This window comes from Clostridium sp. DFI.5.61 (genome assembly GCF_024462915.1).
In the GTDB taxonomy this organism is placed as follows: Bacteria; Bacillota; Clostridia; order Oscillospirales; family Oscillospiraceae; genus Lawsonibacter; species Lawsonibacter asaccharolyticus.
This window is the reverse complement of the sequence record NZ_JANGBZ010000018.1, coordinates 17,852-34,126: the sequence shown is the minus strand read 5'-3', so window position 1 is coordinate 34,126 and position 16,275 is coordinate 17,852. Positions and strand designations below refer to the sequence as shown.

16 protein-coding genes, 1 tRNA gene and 1 pseudogene are annotated in these 16,275 nt (G+C 59.7%); 5 read left to right on the top strand and 13 right to left on the bottom strand.

Features of this window, described 5'->3' with window-relative positions; genetic code table 11:
- Positions 1 to 2: 2 nt before the first annotated feature.
- The 4 genes from NE584_RS10435 to NE584_RS10420 all read left to right on the top strand — a co-directional run bounded on the left by NE584_RS10435 (position 3) and on the right by NE584_RS10420 (position 2,590).
- A complete protein-coding gene (locus NE584_RS10435) occupies positions 3 to 950 on the top strand; it encodes a glycine betaine ABC transporter substrate-binding protein (protein ID WP_050623945.1) in 948 nt (315 codons plus the stop codon).
- Positions 951 to 1,041: 91 nt separating this feature from the next.
- Positions 1,042 to 1,941 (top strand): YitT family protein, encoded by a 900-nt coding sequence (locus NE584_RS10430; protein ID WP_050623944.1) that lies wholly within the window; start codon positions 1,042 to 1,044, stop codon positions 1,939 to 1,941.
- Positions 1,942 to 1,980: 39 nt separating this feature from the next.
- Positions 1,981 to 2,334: a cyclic-di-AMP receptor gene (locus tag NE584_RS10425; protein ID WP_256182738.1), complete on the top strand. Its 354-nt coding sequence runs from the start codon at positions 1,981 to 1,983 to the stop codon at positions 2,332 to 2,334.
- An 82-nt stretch (positions 2,335 to 2,416) separates the two neighbouring features.
- On the top strand, positions 2,417 to 2,590 hold the full coding sequence (locus NE584_RS10420; RefSeq protein ID WP_170116224.1) for a hypothetical protein: 174 nt from the start codon (positions 2,417 to 2,419) through the stop codon (positions 2,588 to 2,590).
- A gap of 425 nt (positions 2,591 to 3,015) precedes the next feature.
- Here NE584_RS10420 and NE584_RS10415 read toward each other — a convergent pair.
- From NE584_RS10415 to NE584_RS10365, 12 genes and pseudogenes are all read right to left on the bottom strand, one after another.
- A tRNA-Arg gene (locus tag NE584_RS10415) sits at positions 3,016 to 3,092 on the bottom strand.
- Between the two features lie 263 nt (positions 3,093 to 3,355).
- Positions 3,356 to 4,513: a sodium ion-translocating decarboxylase subunit beta gene (locus NE584_RS10410; protein WP_108980910.1), complete on the bottom strand. Its 1,158-nt coding sequence runs from the start codon at positions 4,511 to 4,513 to the stop codon at positions 3,356 to 3,358.
- 15 nt (positions 4,514 to 4,528) lie between these two features.
- Positions 4,529 to 4,891 (bottom strand): biotin/lipoyl-containing protein, encoded by a 363-nt coding sequence (locus NE584_RS19880; RefSeq protein ID WP_337541538.1) that lies wholly within the window; start codon positions 4,889 to 4,891, stop codon positions 4,529 to 4,531.
- A 12-nt stretch (positions 4,892 to 4,903) separates the two neighbouring features.
- Positions 4,904 to 5,191: pseudogene (locus NE584_RS19875) on the bottom strand (OadG family protein); the annotation flags it as partial.
- A gap of 19 nt (positions 5,192 to 5,210) precedes the next feature.
- Entirely contained in the window at positions 5,211 to 5,621 is a 411-nt protein-coding gene (locus NE584_RS10400) for a biotin/lipoyl-containing protein (protein ID WP_256182736.1), read from the bottom strand.
- Between the two features lie 209 nt (positions 5,622 to 5,830).
- The gene (gene hgdB / locus NE584_RS10395; RefSeq protein ID WP_108980907.1) at positions 5,831 to 6,967 is read right to left on the bottom strand and encodes a (R)-2-hydroxyglutaryl-CoA dehydratase subunit beta; all 1,137 of its coding nucleotides are present in this window, start codon (positions 6,965 to 6,967) and stop codon (positions 5,831 to 5,833) included.
- Positions 6,964 to 8,412 (bottom strand): (R)-2-hydroxyglutaryl-CoA dehydratase subunit alpha, encoded by a 1,449-nt coding sequence (gene hgdA, locus NE584_RS10390; RefSeq protein WP_050623940.1) that lies wholly within the window; start codon positions 8,410 to 8,412, stop codon positions 6,964 to 6,966. The genes hgdB and hgdA overlap by 4 nt, the downstream gene beginning before the upstream one ends.
- Before the next feature lie 83 nt (positions 8,413 to 8,495).
- Positions 8,496 to 8,669 (bottom strand): hypothetical protein, encoded by a 174-nt coding sequence (locus NE584_RS10385; protein ID WP_187120338.1) that lies wholly within the window; start codon positions 8,667 to 8,669, stop codon positions 8,496 to 8,498.
- Complete coding sequence (gene hgdC / locus NE584_RS10380; protein ID WP_050623939.1) at positions 8,666 to 9,463, bottom strand: (R)-2-hydroxyglutaryl-CoA dehydratase activase HgdC; 798 nt, start codon at positions 9,461 to 9,463, stop codon at positions 8,666 to 8,668. Before hgdC ends, NE584_RS10385 begins: the two co-directional genes overlap by 4 nt.
- A gap of 157 nt (positions 9,464 to 9,620) precedes the next feature.
- On the bottom strand, positions 9,621 to 11,369 hold the full coding sequence (locus NE584_RS10375) for a carboxyl transferase domain-containing protein (RefSeq protein ID WP_336454718.1): 1,749 nt from the start codon (positions 11,367 to 11,369) through the stop codon (positions 9,621 to 9,623).
- Between the two features lie 63 nt (positions 11,370 to 11,432).
- Positions 11,433 to 12,236 (bottom strand): glutaconate CoA-transferase subunit B, encoded by an 804-nt coding sequence (gene gctB / locus NE584_RS10370; protein WP_050623937.1) that lies wholly within the window; start codon positions 12,234 to 12,236, stop codon positions 11,433 to 11,435.
- A gap of 20 nt (positions 12,237 to 12,256) precedes the next feature.
- A complete protein-coding gene (locus tag NE584_RS10365) occupies positions 12,257 to 13,354 on the bottom strand; it encodes a CoA transferase subunit A (RefSeq protein WP_108980906.1) in 1,098 nt (365 codons plus the stop codon).
- Positions 13,355 to 13,623: 269 nt separating this feature from the next.
- On the opposite strand from NE584_RS10365, the gene NE584_RS10360 reads away from it, so the two are divergent.
- Positions 13,624 to 14,472, top strand: coding sequence for an AraC family transcriptional regulator (locus NE584_RS10360; protein WP_050623936.1), 849 nt, complete (start codon positions 13,624 to 13,626; stop codon positions 14,470 to 14,472).
- A 165-nt stretch (positions 14,473 to 14,637) separates the two neighbouring features.
- On the opposite strand, the gene pap is transcribed toward NE584_RS10360, so the two are convergent.
- Positions 14,638 to 16,110 carry a polyphosphate:AMP phosphotransferase gene (gene pap, locus NE584_RS10355; protein WP_256182735.1) on the bottom strand — a complete coding sequence of 491 codons (1,473 nt, stop codon included), beginning with the start codon at positions 16,108 to 16,110 and terminating at the stop codon, positions 14,638 to 14,640.
- Between the last annotated feature and the right edge of the window lie 165 nt (positions 16,111 to 16,275).

Sequence of the window (16,275 nt, the reverse complement as noted above, 5' to 3'; positions counted from 1 at the left end):
TCATGAAAAACCTGAAAAAAATCACCTGCGCTCTCACAGCGGCTGCGCTGTCCCTCTCCCTTGCCGCCTGTGGCTCTTCCGGCAGCGGAAGCGGGTCTGTTTCTTCTGCCCCCTCCAGTACCGGAAGCGGCGACAAGACCATCGTGGTAGGCACCTCCAACTTTACTGAGGTCAATATTCTGGGTGAGCTCTATACCGAGCTGATCGAGGCCAACACCGATTACACGGTGGATCAGCGCTTCGGTCTGGCCGGGGCCGCCGTCTGCTTTGACGCCTTGGAACAGGGAAGCATCGATATGTTCGTGGAGTATACCGGGACCGCCCTGATGAATCTGCTGGCCCAGCCCATGAATACCGATAAAGACGTAGTTTGGCAGACTGTCAGCGATATGATGATGAAAGACCACAACATCTATACCTCCGCTCCTCTGGGCTTCAATAACACCTATGTGATGAGCGTCAAGCCCGAGACCGCCGAGGCCTATGGCCTGACCACTCTGTCTGATCTGATCGAGAAGTCCCCTGAGCTTCGGCTGGGATGCACCGTAGAGTTTATCCAGCGCGAGGACTGTCTGCCTCTTCTGGAAAGCCAGTACAACGCCGAGTTCAAGGATGTCACCGGACTGGATGCCAGCCTGCGCTACACTGCCATTGAAAACGACGAGGTGGACGTGGTGGACGCCTTTGCCACAGATGCTCTGCTCTCCAAGCTGGGGCTGACCACTCTGGAGGACGACCTGGGCTTCTTCCCCCCCTACTACGCTGTAAACTTCGTAAATGCCGATCTGATCCAGTCTGATCCCGCTCTGGCCGAGGTCCTCTCCAAGCTGGACGGTGCCATTGACGAGGCTACCATGGCTGCCATGAACGCTCAGGTAGATGTGGACGGCATGAGCGCCAAGGAGGTCGCCCATCAGTTCCTGGTGGACAACGGCCTGATTCCCGCCTGATCGTCCGCTTTCCTACAGATTTGCTCCCGGAATATCCCTTTGGGGTATTCCGGGACCATTTCATAAATTGGATTGATAAGGGTGGGACTGTATGGTACAATATAAGCAGGCGATGGGACTTCGGCGGCACAGCGGCCAGATTGTCAAAGATATGTCCCTCATTGTTGTCGGCTCCCTGCTGTTTTCCGTATCCATGAACTGTATTATTCTGCCTTCCGGAATGTACAGCGGCGGATTTTTAGGGATCGCACAGCTTCTGCGCATGGTTTTGCTCTCTGTTTTCCCGTCTCTCCAGTCTGTGGGGGACGTGGCCGGCATCATTTACTTTCTGCTCAATGTCCCCCTGCTCATTCTGGCCTGGTCCAGATTTGGACATCTTTTTTTTGCAAAGACCGCCCTGTGTGTGGCCTGTTACAGTATTTTTCTGGCCCTGATCCCTATTCCTCAGTCTGGTCTGTTCGATGAGCATCTCACCGCCTGTGTCATCGGCGGCCTCGCCTGCGGCGCTGGCGCCGGCCTGACCCTCACCTCTGGCTGCTCTGGAGGCGGAGAAGAGATCCTGGGGCTGCTCTGCCTTCAGAAGCACCCCCTTCTGAGCGTTGGCCGTATCTCCATGGCCCTGAACTTTGCAGTTTATGGGGTCGGTTTTCTGTTTTTTGACCGGCAGGTGGTGGTGTACAGCATTCTGTTCACCTGCGTTACTTTTCTCTGCTTGGACCGGGCGCACCTGCAAAATGTGATGGTCACTATGCTTATCATCACCAAAAAGCCGGAGATGGAGCAGCTGGTCTTTGAATATGTGGGCCGCGGCGTTACAAAATGGGAGGGAGAAGGGGCGTACAGCGGAGAGCAGACGGAGATGCTTCTCACAGTGGTCTCCAAAAAGGAAGCTCTTCAGCTTCGTAAGGCGCTGCAGAAGCAGGACCCAAACATCTTTGTCATTCTGGATGACAACATCTCAGTGGTAGGGAATTTTCAAAAGCGGGTCTGACCTGGTCTGGCCCTGCGGGAACAAACAAGGAGGTCTTACATGGAACGGCACAGTGGGAAATTGGTTTTGGCTATCCTCCAGGGGGAAGATTACGAGGATACGGTCTACGAGCTGAATCAAAACGGCTTTTTTGTTACGATGCTCAGCTCGACCGGAGGATTTCTAAAAAAGCACAGCACCACCATCATGATCGGCGTTGAAGAGCCCCGTCTGGATGAGGTGCTGGACATTCTGAAGCGCCGGGCGGGTCAACGGAAAGCCACGGTCTACCAAAGCTTTTCTATCCCCATGGGGCACCCCTACCCTCCTCTCATGCCCGCCACCCCTGTTGTGCAGGATGTGGGCGGTGTGGTCGTCTTTGTAATGGATCTTCAGCATATGGAAAAGTTTTGACTCTCCCTGCTCCCAGCGCAGCGGCCGTCTTCCCTGCAACATCGGTCGGATTTTAGGGCATACTGTGCCAGGGGTGATCTTTATGGCAAAGCGCAGAGCACGCAGGCCGTCCCATATGGAGGACCTGCGCCTCAATCCTCAGCTCCGCCTGTGTGCCAAATTCGACGAGACCAGCATTGCCAAATTTCCCGTTGCCGCACCCAAGGAGATGGGGATGCGTGTGCTGGACAACTGCGCCGAAGAGCATATCATGTGACCTTGCCGCGCCCTGAGGCGCAGTCTGCCCGCCGTTTCCCCCCCGCGCCAGGCGCCGGGGCGGAGCGGCGGGCAGTTCTCTTTCCCCCGATTGCGTCCCGCTTCTCCAAGTGATATTCTCAGGCATAACAAAGCCTCCATGTTTTCTACTCATGTGCTCATGAGCGGTATAACATGGAGGTTTCTTCGACAAATTGATAAAAAGAAAAGCTACATTTCGGCCTCGTTTATAAGATCAAAATATAGCTTTTAACTTGGAATATGTGGACAAAAAAGATGTAGTGGCTACAGGTCTGTGCCAAAAACCAAACCGAACCCGCTACGCTGGGCTTCGGTTTGGAAGCGAGGAGCAGCAAAGTGAGTGCGCGATAAGTTTTGTAATGAAACGAAAAAACTCGTCGCAAGCGATACGACGCTTGCGACGAGTGGTACGGCTGAAGGGATTCGAACCCCCGACCTTTTGGTTCGTAGCCAAACACTCTATCCAACTGAGCTACAGCCGCATACCGCAGGAGAAGTATCTCTCGCTGACAGCTTATAAATAATAGCACATATTTTTCGATTTGGCAAGTACTATTTTTATTTTTTTCAAATTTTTTCTTCCTTCCTCCTCTCCCCTGTTCTGCCCAGCTTTTTTCCGCCTTTTCCCCCTCGATGCCCCCTCTTTTCTCTCCGCCGCATCTCTTTTCCTGCACGGAAAAAGCACTCGGCACACCGGTCTGCACCGGTGTGCCGAGCACCTGTTTGAAACTGTAATCGCTTTAAATCAGCCGCCGAAGACCTTGATCATAAATCCAGCGGCACAAGCGGAACCGATGACGCCGGCCACATTGGGTCCCATAGCGTGCATCAGCAGGAAGTTGGAGGGGTTCTCCTTCTGTCCCACCACCTGTGACACACGGGCCGCCATAGGCACGGCGGACACGCCGGCAGAGCCAATCAGCGGATTGACCTTGCCACCAGTCAGAACATACATCAAATCGCCCAGCAGCAGGCCGCCAGCAGTGGACAGCAGGAAAGCCGTCAGACCCAGAGCGATAATGGACAGGGTCTCAACAGTCAGGAAGCTGCTGGCCGTAGCCTTAAAGCCCACGGACAGGCCCAGCGGAATCGTCACGATATTGATCAGAGCGTTCTGAGCGGTATCAGACAGACGCTCCGTGACACCACACTCACGGAACAGGTTGCCCAGCATGAGCATACCAATCAGAGGTGCAGTATCGGGGATCAGCAGCACTACGAAGATGGTCACGGCAATGGGGAAGATGATCTTCTCAGTTTTGGAGACCACACGCAGCTGACTCATCTTGACCTGACGCATTTTCTTAGTGGTCATCAGCTTCATCAGCGGGGGCTGGATCATGGGGATCAGGGCCATGTAAGAGTATGCCGCGATGGCAATAGCCGGCAACAGCTCTACCGCCAATTTTGATGCCGTCAGGATAGCAGTGGGGCCGTCTGCGCCGCCGATGACGCCGATGGCGGCAGCCTCAGCGGGAGTAAAGCCCAGGACCAGCGCCATCAGGAACGCTGCGAAGATGCCCAGCTGCGCAGCAGCGCCCAGCAGCAGGGACATGGGGTTAGCCAGCAGAGGACCAAAGTCGGTCATGGCACCGATGCCCATAAAGATGATGGACGGGTAAATGGCGTATTGGACACCCTGATAGAGTACCCACATAAAGCCTACTGTTCCACTATGGGTAGCGGCATCATAGACGGGCTCGGCAAACAAGCCGGTAATGGGCAGGTTGGCCAGCAGCATACCGAATGCGATGGGGACCAGCAGCAGGGGCTCAAAGCCCTTGCCGATACCCATGTACAGCAGGACACAGGCAATGACGAGCATGACCACGGTCTTCCAGTCCAGAGCGGCAAAGCCAGAACCGCCAGCAATCGCAAAAATGACTTCTTTCAGAAATTCCATACTTCACCCCTCCTCTCAACCGATGGTGACCAGCAGGTCATCGGTGTTCACAGCAGTACCCACAACGGCAGAGACGGCCTTCACAGTTCCGTCCACGGGAGCGGAGACCTCGATTTCCATCTTCATGGCCTCCAGCACCACCAGCACATCGCCGGCCTTTACAGCCTGGCCCACAGAGCACTCCACCTTGAAGATGTTTCCGGGCATGGGGCTGTTGACGGCCGTCTCTCCGGCGGCCACAGCGGCAGGAGCCGCAGCAGGCGCGGGGGCGGCAGCAGGAGCAGGTGCGGGGGCCGCAGCAGGAGCAGCAACAGGGGCAGGGGCAGCGGCGGCAGGAGCCGCACTGATGTTGGTGATCTGGAAGGAGTTGGGGGACATCCCGGACTCCTCAGCCACAGCGGCCATCATCACCGCAACCAGCTCACCCTCATCCACCGCAGGGGCGGCGGGGGCTGCTGCCGGTTTGGCGGCAGGGGCAGCGGACTTGGGAGCGGGTGCGGCAGGAGCCTTTCCCTTGCCCTCGATAGCGGCCACGATCTTGGAGATCACCAAAATGACCGCCATCAGCATGGCAAGCATCACAAAGACGATCAGCAGACCGGACACAGCTACCAGCAGGGCCTCACCAACACCCAGAGGTTCAAACGGGTTAATAATTGCTTTATCAACACTAGGCATGTATCTGTACCCCCTACTTTTAACCCAGGGTGACCAGCAGATCGTCAGTGTTGACAGCGGTGCCCACAGTGGCGGCCACGGCCTTGACGGTGCCGTCCACGGGGGCGGAGACCTCGATCTCCATCTTCATGGCCTCCAGCACCACCAGCACGTCGCCAGCCTTCACGGCCTGGCCCACGGAGCACTCCACCTTGAAGATATTGCCGGGCATGGGGCTGTTGACAGCCGTCTCACCGGCGGCCACAGCGGCGGGAGCAGCAGCGGGCGCCGGAGCGGCGGCGGGGGCGGGAGCAGTAGCGGGCGCGGGGGCGGCGACAGGAGCGGCAGCCACAGGGGCGGCCACGGGAGCGACAGCGGCAGGAGCGGCGGCTCCAGTCTTTTCCACAGTCACGCTGTAAACTTTTCCATTTACAGTTACGTTGTAGTTCATAGTCTATCTTTCCCCTTCTTTGATTATTTTATGGTCACCGGCTTGGGCCGGGCGCAGGCCCCTCCCAATCGGACGTCCATTTTCCCGGACTCCCCCTGTTCCCGTGACGGGACACAGGGGGAGAAACCCGAAATTGGTGGCATTATATCACTTCAGCGGGAATTTTTCAAGGGTTTCGGCCCAGAAGACCGATTTTCTGCATGGGATCTTTACAGCACGTCGGCAAATGCCTGGATGGCGGTGCTGGCCTGCCCGAAGTCCCGCATCTGCTGGTCCACACCCAGCTTGATGTGGGGCACGCCGGCCTCGTCCAGCGCCTTCTTCAGATAGGGGTACTCCATCTCTTCGGGGTCGCAGAACTGCTGCATGAACAGGACCACGCCCTGGGCACCGCTGTCCTTGGCCAGCTGGGCTACGAACTCGCCCCGGCGGTTCTGGCTGGAGTGCTCATCGTAGAGCAGGACATCATAGTCCTGATCAGCGAACTGCTGGGCCAGGGCCATCATGGGATCGCCCTCCTCGCTGGCGTCCACCCGGAAAGCGCGGCTCTCTTGGGCCACGTCGTCGGCGGCAATGGCAATGTTGTTGTCGTCAAAGATCTGGAGCAGCTTGGGGTTGTCGCAGATGATGCCGGAGGTGACGATCTTTCTGCCCTTCCAGTTGGCTGCGGGCAGCTGGGCCAGCTCGGCGTTCAGGGCCTCCAGCTTCTCGGCGTAGACGGCGGGCTCCATGAACCAAGCGGAGCGCAGCACGGCGGAGCGGCTGACGGCGGAGATGACATCACAGTGCTCGCTGGCCAGCTTGACGAAAGCCCGGCGGGCGGCGCGGCTGCGGTTCATCACCTTGATAGCGGCCCGCAGGTCGTCATCGGTGATCTCCTTGCCGGCAATCTTCTCCAGCTCAGACTTGACGTGCATGTACTGGTCCACCGTGAACTGCAGGCCGAAAGCGGGCTTGCGGTACTGGGGATGGGCCAGGAAGATGCAGGGCAGCTTGTCGCTCATGGCCACGCGGATGTTCTGGCTCATGGGCCGCAGGGTATCACAGATGGTGGGGGTGATGACGCCGTCCAGCTGATCCAGGGTGCCGTCCAGCAGCATCTCCAGCGCCAGCTGGGCGATGGTGCAGTAGAAGGTGGCGCAGTACTCCTTAGCCAGAGCAATGGTCTTCTTGTTGCTTCCCCAGATGCCCATGGGCACCATGCCGGCGGCCACCACCAGCTCGGCAGGGGCATAGTAGGGCAGCATTCCGATCACCTTTTTGCCCTGCTTCTTGTACTCGCTCAGCACACGGTAGGGGTGCTCGGAATACTCCTTGAACTTGTTCAGCAAAACCTCGGTGCTCATTTCGCCTCGGCCTCCTTCTTCGCTTGATTGGCCTCCATGGCCTCCACCAGGCCCTGGACACGGGTCTCATACTGGGCCTCGTTGAAGTTCCGGGGGTCAGCCTGGTCTCCGTCAAAACCGGCACAGGGGACACCCAGATCCTTGGTAAAGCGGCGCTGCATCTCGGCCATGTAGCCGGACCAGGGCTTGCAGGAGCGGTTGTAGTGGACCAGCACGCCGTCCACCTTGTTGTCCCGGCAGATGCCTTCGCGCCAATCCACGCCCTGCTCGATACACACGGAGTTGGGGGCCTTGTAGTAGGCGCGGACCATCTCGTCCATATTATTGTACACAAAGCCGAAAGCGGGGGCATACACCACGGCGGTGACGTTGACGCCATGCTCCTTCAGAGGCTTGAACAGATTGGGCAGCTTGGGCCAGCAGGGAATGCCCTCGAACATGACACGGTACTTCTCAGGGAAGGGGGTGGTGGAGGTGCCGTTCTTGACGGCCTCCTCCAGGTCCTTCTCCAGCAGCTCAAAGGCCTCGGCGGCGGCCACCTTGCCGCGGGCAGTCACTACGTCGGCCATGTGGTTGAACAGATCGAAGCCGCTGTAGGGGGAGGGTTTGTACTGCAGGTAATCGCACACCCGCAGCCAGGCCTGGGCGGTGCGGTTGGCATTGGCGCAGGCCTGCTCAAACTTCTTCTCGTCGAACTTCTTGCCGGTCAGCTCCTCCAGCTGCTTGATGGCGGAGTCGAACTGGGCGCGGACATAGGCCACATTGGTGTCATGGACATCAACAGTGTTGTTGTAGGGGATATCGATCATGATCAGGGGGATGTTGCGCATGCGGGCGATGTTCTCATACCACTTGGTCATGCAGTTGCAGATGTTGTTGCAGCAGAGCATGAAGTCGGGCTGAGGCATCTGCATCTGGCGGTAGGGCTTGATAGCCGCCTTCCGCAGCTCCTTCTCCCGGCCCTCAGGCAGGGCCTCGATCTCATAGATGTCGTCCAGCACCGTGTAGGGCTGCATGGTCTTGGGGTCCTTCTTGGGCTTGCCGGTCTCGGGGTCAATGACCACGTTGCCGTTCTCGTCCTTCAGGGGTTTGCCGCTGTTGGGGTTGATGACATACTCACCGGTCTCCAGGTCCACCTTGCGGGAAGCACGCTTGCCGGCGGCGTAGGCCAGGCTGATGCGGGCGTAGCCGCAGATGTCGTTGTCAAAGCCCAAGTCCTCGGCAGCCTTGCACATGATCTCGCCGTCCCGGTTGGCGGCAATGCCGGCAGCCTGGTTCTCGGGGTACATGACGTTCAGATCAAAGGCCTCGGCCAGCTCACAGGGGAACTTGGAGCTGGACCAGCCCACCAGCTTGCCCTCGGCCTTGGCCTTGCGGGCGTCGGCGTACACATCCTCGACGACCTTGCGCAGCGCCTGAACGCCGGGGCTTACAGTTTTAGCCATTGTTCTTCTCCTCCTCACTAGATTCACTAGAAAAATCAATGTTTCAATGTTGCGGGGCCGCTGGGAAAACAGCCCGAAATGGATCATTTCTCCCTGGTAAACGCGCCGATCCCGGCAATCACCAGTCCGATGGCCGCGACAAGGACGGCAAACTCCGTTCTATCCATCAGGTCACTTATGACTGGCAGCCATATCCCTGACAACAGCAGTACTACGGCGAACAGGATCAGTGCGATACCAAACAGGACTTTTTTCATCCCTTTTGCTCCTTCTGATACCTCTGATAGGCGAACAGCGCCGCCCCCAGAGCCCCGTTGTACTGGGTCAGGGGCGAGGTATAGATGATGTGGCCCAGTTCCTCCTCCAGCGCCTTGACCACGCCGGTGTTCTGTGCCACGCCGCCGGTCATGACCACCTGATCCCGGACGCCTACCCGGTGGGCAAGGCCTGCCACCCGGCTGGCCACGGAGTGGTGGATGCCGTTGATGATATCCCGTTTGTCAGTGTCCAGAGACAGCTGGCTGATGACCTCGCTCTCGGCAAAGACAGTGCAGGTAGAGCTGATGGACACGTTCTTGGTGGACTGCGCCCCCAGCGTCCCCAGGTCCTCCACCTTCACCTCCAGCACCCGGGCCATCACGTCCAGGAACCGGCCGGTGCCGGCAGCACACTTGTCGTTCATGACAAAGTTGGTCATGACCCCGTTCTCGATCTGGAGCACCTTCACATCCTGGCCCCCGATGTCGATGACGGTGTGGACTTCAGGAAAAAGGAAGCTGGCTCCTCTGGCGTGGCAGCTCAGCTCGCTCATCTGCTGGTCTGCGATCTCCAGCATGGAGTTGCGACCGTAACCTGTGGCCAGGACATAGCCCATGTCCTCCCGCTTCAGCCCGGCGTTCTCCAGTACGTCGCTGATGGCCCGCTGGGGGCCGCTGGTCCCCGCTCCCACGGGGATGAGGGACTTGCTGACCAGCTCCTTGCCATCCGCCAGGATGACGCACTTAGAGGCGGTGGAGCCGATATCGATGCCCAGCGTGTAAATTTTATCCATGGTTTCGCTCCAATGTCAGAAATTGTGTGGTCCCGCCGGAGACTGCTTTCTCCAGGACCCCCGGCGCTGTCACACCTGCGCCGGGCCGCTGCTCTCCCCCTCCGCTGGGACCGGCTGTGGCCCGGGCGGAGGGGGCGCATTTGTGTGGGAAAGGCCCTTACTTCTTCAGGTTGTCGTAGTCCCGGATGGTACGGGGCAGCAGCATCTGATGGAAGGGGCAGATGGACTCGGGGTTCTGATAGACAGCATCAGTGAAGGCCACGATGTAGTTGCGCATCATGGGCATGTCCACGATCTCGTCCACCAGGCCGGCCTGGGCGCAGAACAGAGGCTTGGACTTCACATCGTAGTCGTCGATCAGGGCGTTCATCTTATCGATGGTGGGCTGGAGATCCTTGCCCGCCTTCTGATCCTTGGCCAGACGGCCGGTGTACATGGCGTTGGCGGCGGTCTTGCCATTCATGACATTGATCTCAGTGGCGGCGGTGCCCAGGGAGAAGGCGTTGTTGTCGTTGCCCTGGGGGCCGCCCAGCACATAGTGAGCGGCGGCAGTGCCGCGGCGCAGGGTGATCTCCATCATGGGCAGCTTGCTGGTCTGGATGGAGTAGATCAGTGACTGGCCCAGACCCAGCAGCTCGGCGACCTCGGCGTCATCGCCTACGTCGATGCCAGTGGTGTCCTGGATCCAGATCATGGGGATGCGGTCGCGGGCGCACAGGGTGACGAACTCGTTCATCTTGATCAGTCCCTGGCGGTACAGCTTGCCGCCGGCGCCCATGGACTGGCCGTACTTCTCCATCTTGTACTCAGGGTAGTTGGGGAACACGCCCTGCTGGTTGGCTACCACACCCACCAACAGGCCGTCCACCTTGGCCAGACCGGTGATCATCTCGGGGCCGTAGCCCTTCTTGTACTCCATGAACTGGCTGCCGTCGAACAGGCGGGCGATGACGGAGTACATGTCATAAGGACGGTTCTTGTTGTTGAGCACCAGGTCGTACAGCTCCTCGTCGGAGACGGCGGGAGACTGGGGCGCATCCACGCGGAAGAACTCCAGGTCATAGCTGGGCAGCATATCCACATACTTCTTGATGCCGGCGATGACGCCCTCCTGGGTGTTGTACACCTCGCGGAAGAAGCCGGTCTGTCCGAAGTGGATGGAGACAGATCCGGGAGGATCGGCCCGCAGGCCCTTGGTGGCCTCGATCTGGGCCAGAGCGGCCTCCATGTCCACATGGGGCTTGGGGTTCATGCCGCCCACGATGCCGGCGCCGCCCACGGCCATGTTGGCCTTCTCATGGGCCACCAGGACGGTGGGGCTGATGGAGTGGTAGCCGCCGCCGGCGGGGTTGGTGCCGTGGATGCCCACGATGACGGGGATGCCCATCTGGTTGAGCTCGGAGTTGCGATAGAAGGGGGTGCCGCCGCCCCGGCGGTTGGGGTACACCTTCTCCTGCTGGTCCAGCTCCACGCCGGCGCACTCCAGCAGATAGATCAGGGGGATGCGCAGCCGCTTGGCGGTGTCGCTGCCCCGCAGCAGGTTGTCAGCCTGGCCGGGCACCCAGGTGCCGGCGTGCTTCTTGTTGTCGGAGGCGATGATGACGCACCACTTGCCGTTGACACGGCCCAGGCCCTTGACGATGGAGGTGGTGCCGGTCTTGTTCTTCTCGGGGTTGTACAGGCTGTTCAGGGGGCACCAGGTGCCGGGGTCCACCAGCAGGGACACCCGCTGCATGGCGGTGAGCTGGCCCTTGGCATTCATGTCCGCGTCGGCCTTGCCGTTCTCCAGGCCCTTCACGATCTGGGCGTGGATCTCCTCCTCGATGGCCTTCAGCTCAGCCACGTTTTCCGCGTTGGCGCGGACGGGCTTGCCCACCACGGGCATGTTCTGGAAGTATCGGGGCATAGAATAGTTACCCAATGTCAATTCCTCCTATGTTGGTAGTATGGTGTTCCGGAGCGGGATCTCTTATTCCTTGGGGACCTTGATAAAGGCCTGGCCGGGGTCGATCTCCTCGCGGATGACCCGGATGATCTCAGGAGAGGGGCCCTCGAAGAGCTGGGCGCGGGACACGTCCACCTCGAAGCCGGTGTTCTCCTGGACCATCTCAGGGGAGGAGAAGGGATAGTAGTAAGCCAGATACATCCGCTTGGTCTCCTCGTCGAACTTCATGATGCCCAGGTCGGTGACGACCATCTGGGGACCGCGGTTGCCGGGCAGGCCGGCGCGCTCACGGCCGCCGGGGCCGTCCATCCAGCCGCAGGAGGTGATGTAGTCGATCTTCTCCATGAAGCGGCGCTTCTGGTGCTGCATCATGATGATGGTATTGCAGAAGGTGGCGATGCCGTTGGCGCCGCCGGAGCCGGTGAACCGGGTCTGGGGCTTGACATAGTCGCCCTTGCCATAGATGCAGGTGGAGTTCACGTTGCCGTAAGGATCGATCTGGGCGCCGCCGATGAAGGCGATGAGCCGGTCAGCGTCGTGCAGCCACTCGTTGGCCTCAAAGCCGATGAAGCGGATGTTGGGCCACTGAACGGCGCAGTGAGCCATGAAGCGGTTATCGCCCACAGAACGGGGGACCTCCACAGGGGAGCAGTCCATCAGGCCGCTCTCCACGATGGGGTGGCAGGAGGGGCAGACCACCCGCTTGGCCAGAGAGGCGCCGATCAGAGGAAGGCCGGTGCCCACGATGACGATCTGATTCTCCTTGATGTTCTTCGCGATGGCATAGGCCTGCATTTCCTGCTTGGTGTACTTCGTATAATCAGCCATTGTCGTAAACCTCCCAACTCTTAGTGTCTGGTGGAATAACCCAGATGGGGCTCGTTCTTCAGGCGCATCAGACGGGCGCCGCCGATCTTGTCCAGCAGCTCGTCGTGGTCCTTCACACTGTACACCCACTTGTCCAGGTAGTCCTTGAAGGTCTCGGGGACGGCCACGCCGGCGGCGGCGTCATCGGCAGCCTTCTTGGCCCGGGCAGCGGCCTCGGCCAGCTTCTCGTCCTCGGGCTTGGCCGCGGCGGCCTTCTCAGCCTTGGCGGCAGCCTTGGCCAGCTGGGCCTTGGCGTCCTCGGCGTCCTGATACTTGGAGGCCTTGTCGTACTCCTTCAGAGCGTGGGAGTCGTTGTCGTAGTAGTTGTAGCACTGGGAGGGCCAGGCACCATAGGGGCAGTGGACCACAGCGTCCACGCACTCGCCGAAGATGCGGGTCAGGGTGGGATCGCGGCGGATGTACTCGTCGCTCACCAGCTCGTCACAGGTGACGATGACCTTGCGGGCGGCCACAGCGATGTCCACGTCATGGAACTCGTCGCCCTCGATGATGCAGGTGCCGTCGGGGCTGGCCTTCTGCACGTGGATGATGGCGGTGTCCAGCTTGGGCACGGGGACGGCCACGATCTTCTCGCCGGGGTTGAAGGGGTTGTCCATCTCCACATACTTCAGGTCGTCCACCTTGTCCAGGGTCTTGCGCTGCTCCTCGCTGATGCCCCAGTACTTGGTCAGGCCGGAGCCCTGCATCAGACGGACAGGCAGGAAGGGAAGGCCCAGGGAGGCAGCATGGAGGGCCAGCATGACCACGTCCTGAGAGTAGTCCTCATAGGCCAGCTCGCCCTTCTCAATGGCGGCGCGGAAGCGGCGGGAGACATTGGTATAGCCGGAGTTGGCGGTGTAGCAGTTGATGTAGGCCTTGACGCGGCCCTCTCCGATCATCATGTCCCAGTCGCCGCCGGCAGGACCAGCCCAGACGGTGAAGTCGCCCTGCCCCTGGCGCAGAATCTCTGCCACGGCAGCATAGGGCTTGCGGTTGGTCGTGAAGCCGCCGAAGGAGATGCAGTCTCCAGTCTCGACGTATTTCGCGATCGCATCGTGCAAGGTGTACACTTTGTTCATGGTAATACCCCCATTACAAAAGATTTGGAATGTACGGTCTCGCTTGCTTTCTTTGCTCTTCTTCCTGTTGTGAAAATTGCAATCTGCCTCATTTTCATCGTAGGCCAGTTTATCACAGGCTCCGATGGATTTCCTTTGCTAATTTGGCAAAAAGTTTGCATATCTTCACTACGTATGTTATAATACCACAACAAAGGAAGTTGGGCAAGCCAAACCCTCTGCAATTTTACCAGAAACTTCACTTTTTTAAGGGTATTTGAGGTAGTTTCATGACCAATGTTGAATTTCATTTACAGCTGAATCACAATGTGACCTGGAACATGAGCCGCCTCCATTTCCACGACCACTACGAGCTCCTGCTCCCCCTGACCAGCCCGGGAAACATCTTCGTCAACGACCAGGTCTATCCCCTCCAGCGGGGCACCTTGTACCTCATCGGGGAGAACACCCTCCACCGCACCATCGCCACCGGCTTCCACGCCCGGTATATCCTCCATATCGGCCGGAAGGCCCTTGCCGAGCTGTCCACCCCCCAGACCGACCTGACCCAGCTGACCCACGACAGCTTCCGCCGTGCCGCCCTGTCCACCGACGAGATGACCGAGATCATCGAGCTGTTTCAGGCCCTGGAGCGCAACAAAAACGACGGCTCCTTCGGCAGCGACATCCACCAGACCATTGCCCTGCTCAACCTGCTGATCCGCGTCGCCCCTGTCCTCAACGCCTCCACCGCCGGCGAGGCCATCCGCAACAAGGACTTTCTGCGGGTGGCGCCCATCCTGGACTATATCCGGGACAACCTGGCTGAGCCCCTGACCCTGGATCAGATCGCCGGCAGGTTCTTCATCAGCAAGCACTATCTGTGCCGCATCTTCAAGTCGGCCACCGGCTTTTCCGTCATGGAGTATATCATTTACAGCCGCATCCTCCGGGCCCGGCAGCTGCTCCAGGAGGGGGTCAGCGTCCAGCAGGCGGGGGAGCTGTCCGGTTTCTCCGACAACTCCCATTTCATCCGCACCTTTGGTCATCTCACCGGCACCTCCCCCGGCCGCTACGCCAAGGAGTACCAGGCCGGCGACCAGGTCCTGCTCCGGGACCCCGACCACTCTCACGGCTGACTCTCCCACCAGTGCGCGGCCTGCTGTAAATATCAATATCCGCAAACCGCCCTTCGGAAAAAGAGGGGCGGTTTTTCCATTTTCCCGTCTCTTTTCCCTCCGCATCTCCTTCTGAGACGGGAAATGCCCCGGCAGGGCTTCCTCCCCGCCGGGGCCTCTCCTTGCTCACCGGTCCAGCGTCTGCCGGATGGCACCGATGACCAGCCTCATGGCCTTGATCCGGGCATACCGCTTGTCCACCGACTCCAGGATATGCCACGGCGCCCGCTCCGTACTGGTCCTGGCCAGCATCTCGTCCACCGCTTCCTCATAGGCGTCCCACTTCTCCCGGTTCCGCCAGTCCTCCTCCGTGATCTTCCACTGCTTCTCCGGGGTGTTCTGCCGCTCCCGGAACCGGGCCAGCTGGGTGTCCTTGTCGATCTGCACCCAAAATTTCACCACCACCGTCCCGGCATCGGTGAGCTCCCGCTCAAACTCGTTGATCTCGTCATAGGCCCGCTGCCACTCTGCCTCCGAACAGAAGCCCTCCAGCCGCTCCACCATCACCCGCCCGTACCAGCTGCGGTCAAAGATGGCGATGTGGCCCGTCTTTGGCAGGCGTTCCCAGAACCGCCACAGGTAATGCCTGGCCAGCTCGTCGTGGGTGGGGGCGGCGATGGGGATGACCTCATAGCCCCGAGGGTCCAGGGCGGAGGCCAGGCGCTTGATGTTGCCTCCCTTCCCTGCGGCGTCCCACCCCTCGTAGACGATGACCACCGGCACCTTTTTCCGGTAGAGCTCATTGTGAAGCTCCGCCAGCTCCTTCCGGCACTTCTTCAGCTGCTTCCGGTACTCCTTCTCCCCCAGGGCCTGATCCAATCTCACCTGGGACAGGGGTTCCATGGGCAGCAGGGGCCACTCCCTCTTCGGCTGCTCCGCTGCGGGCCGGCAGTCCAGGGCGGTGCAGATCTGGTGGTACAGCCAGTCCGCCGCTTCCAGCTGCGCCCGGACGGCATGGGAGCCGTCGATCACCTTCCAGCGGGCCCAGGGTGCGTCAGTGGCAGACATAAAATCCTGGAAAGCATCCAGCGTCCGCCCATAGTTCTTGTTCTGCCGCCAGTCATTTTCCCCTGCCCTCCAGGCCGTGTCCTTGTGGCTGGCTAACTTCTTCAGCCGTTTCCGCTGGCGCTCCCTGTCGATGTGGAGGAACAGCTTCACCAGCAGATAGCCGCCTGCCGCCAGCTGCCGCTCCATCATCCTCACGCTCTCCAGCCTCCGGGCATACTCCCGCTCGGACAGGCCACCCTGCAGCCGTTCCCGCACCGTCTCATCCATCCATCCCGAGTCCAGGAAGAGGACCTTTCCCGCCTCCGGGATGCTCTGAACGTAGCGCTTCAGGAAGGGCCAGCGGCGTTCCTCCTCTGTGGGCATGGAGACACTGATCACCTTGAAAAACCGGGGGTCCAGCTCCCGGATCAGGGAGCGGATCACGCTCCCCTTTCCGGCCGCTCCCCACCCCTCCACCAATACGATCACCGGCAGCCCCGCCTGCTTCAGCCGCTGCTGGAGGCCCGCCAGATTTGCTCTTCTCTGTTTCAGCTCTGCCTTGTGCACCTCTTCTGGCTCTGTTGTCCGTTCAAATCTCCACTCACGCAGCATTTTATGCCCTCCCCACCCTATTTCTGGCCCTAGTTTACGCCGTATTCCCTGGAAATACAAGTCAGAGGGGTGAACTCCCCGTGTCATTTTAGCTGTTGTGCCCAGCGTTTCCGGCCTGCGGGGCCGTTTTCCGCTTCCTCCCACTCCTGTGCGGGGGCGTGTTGC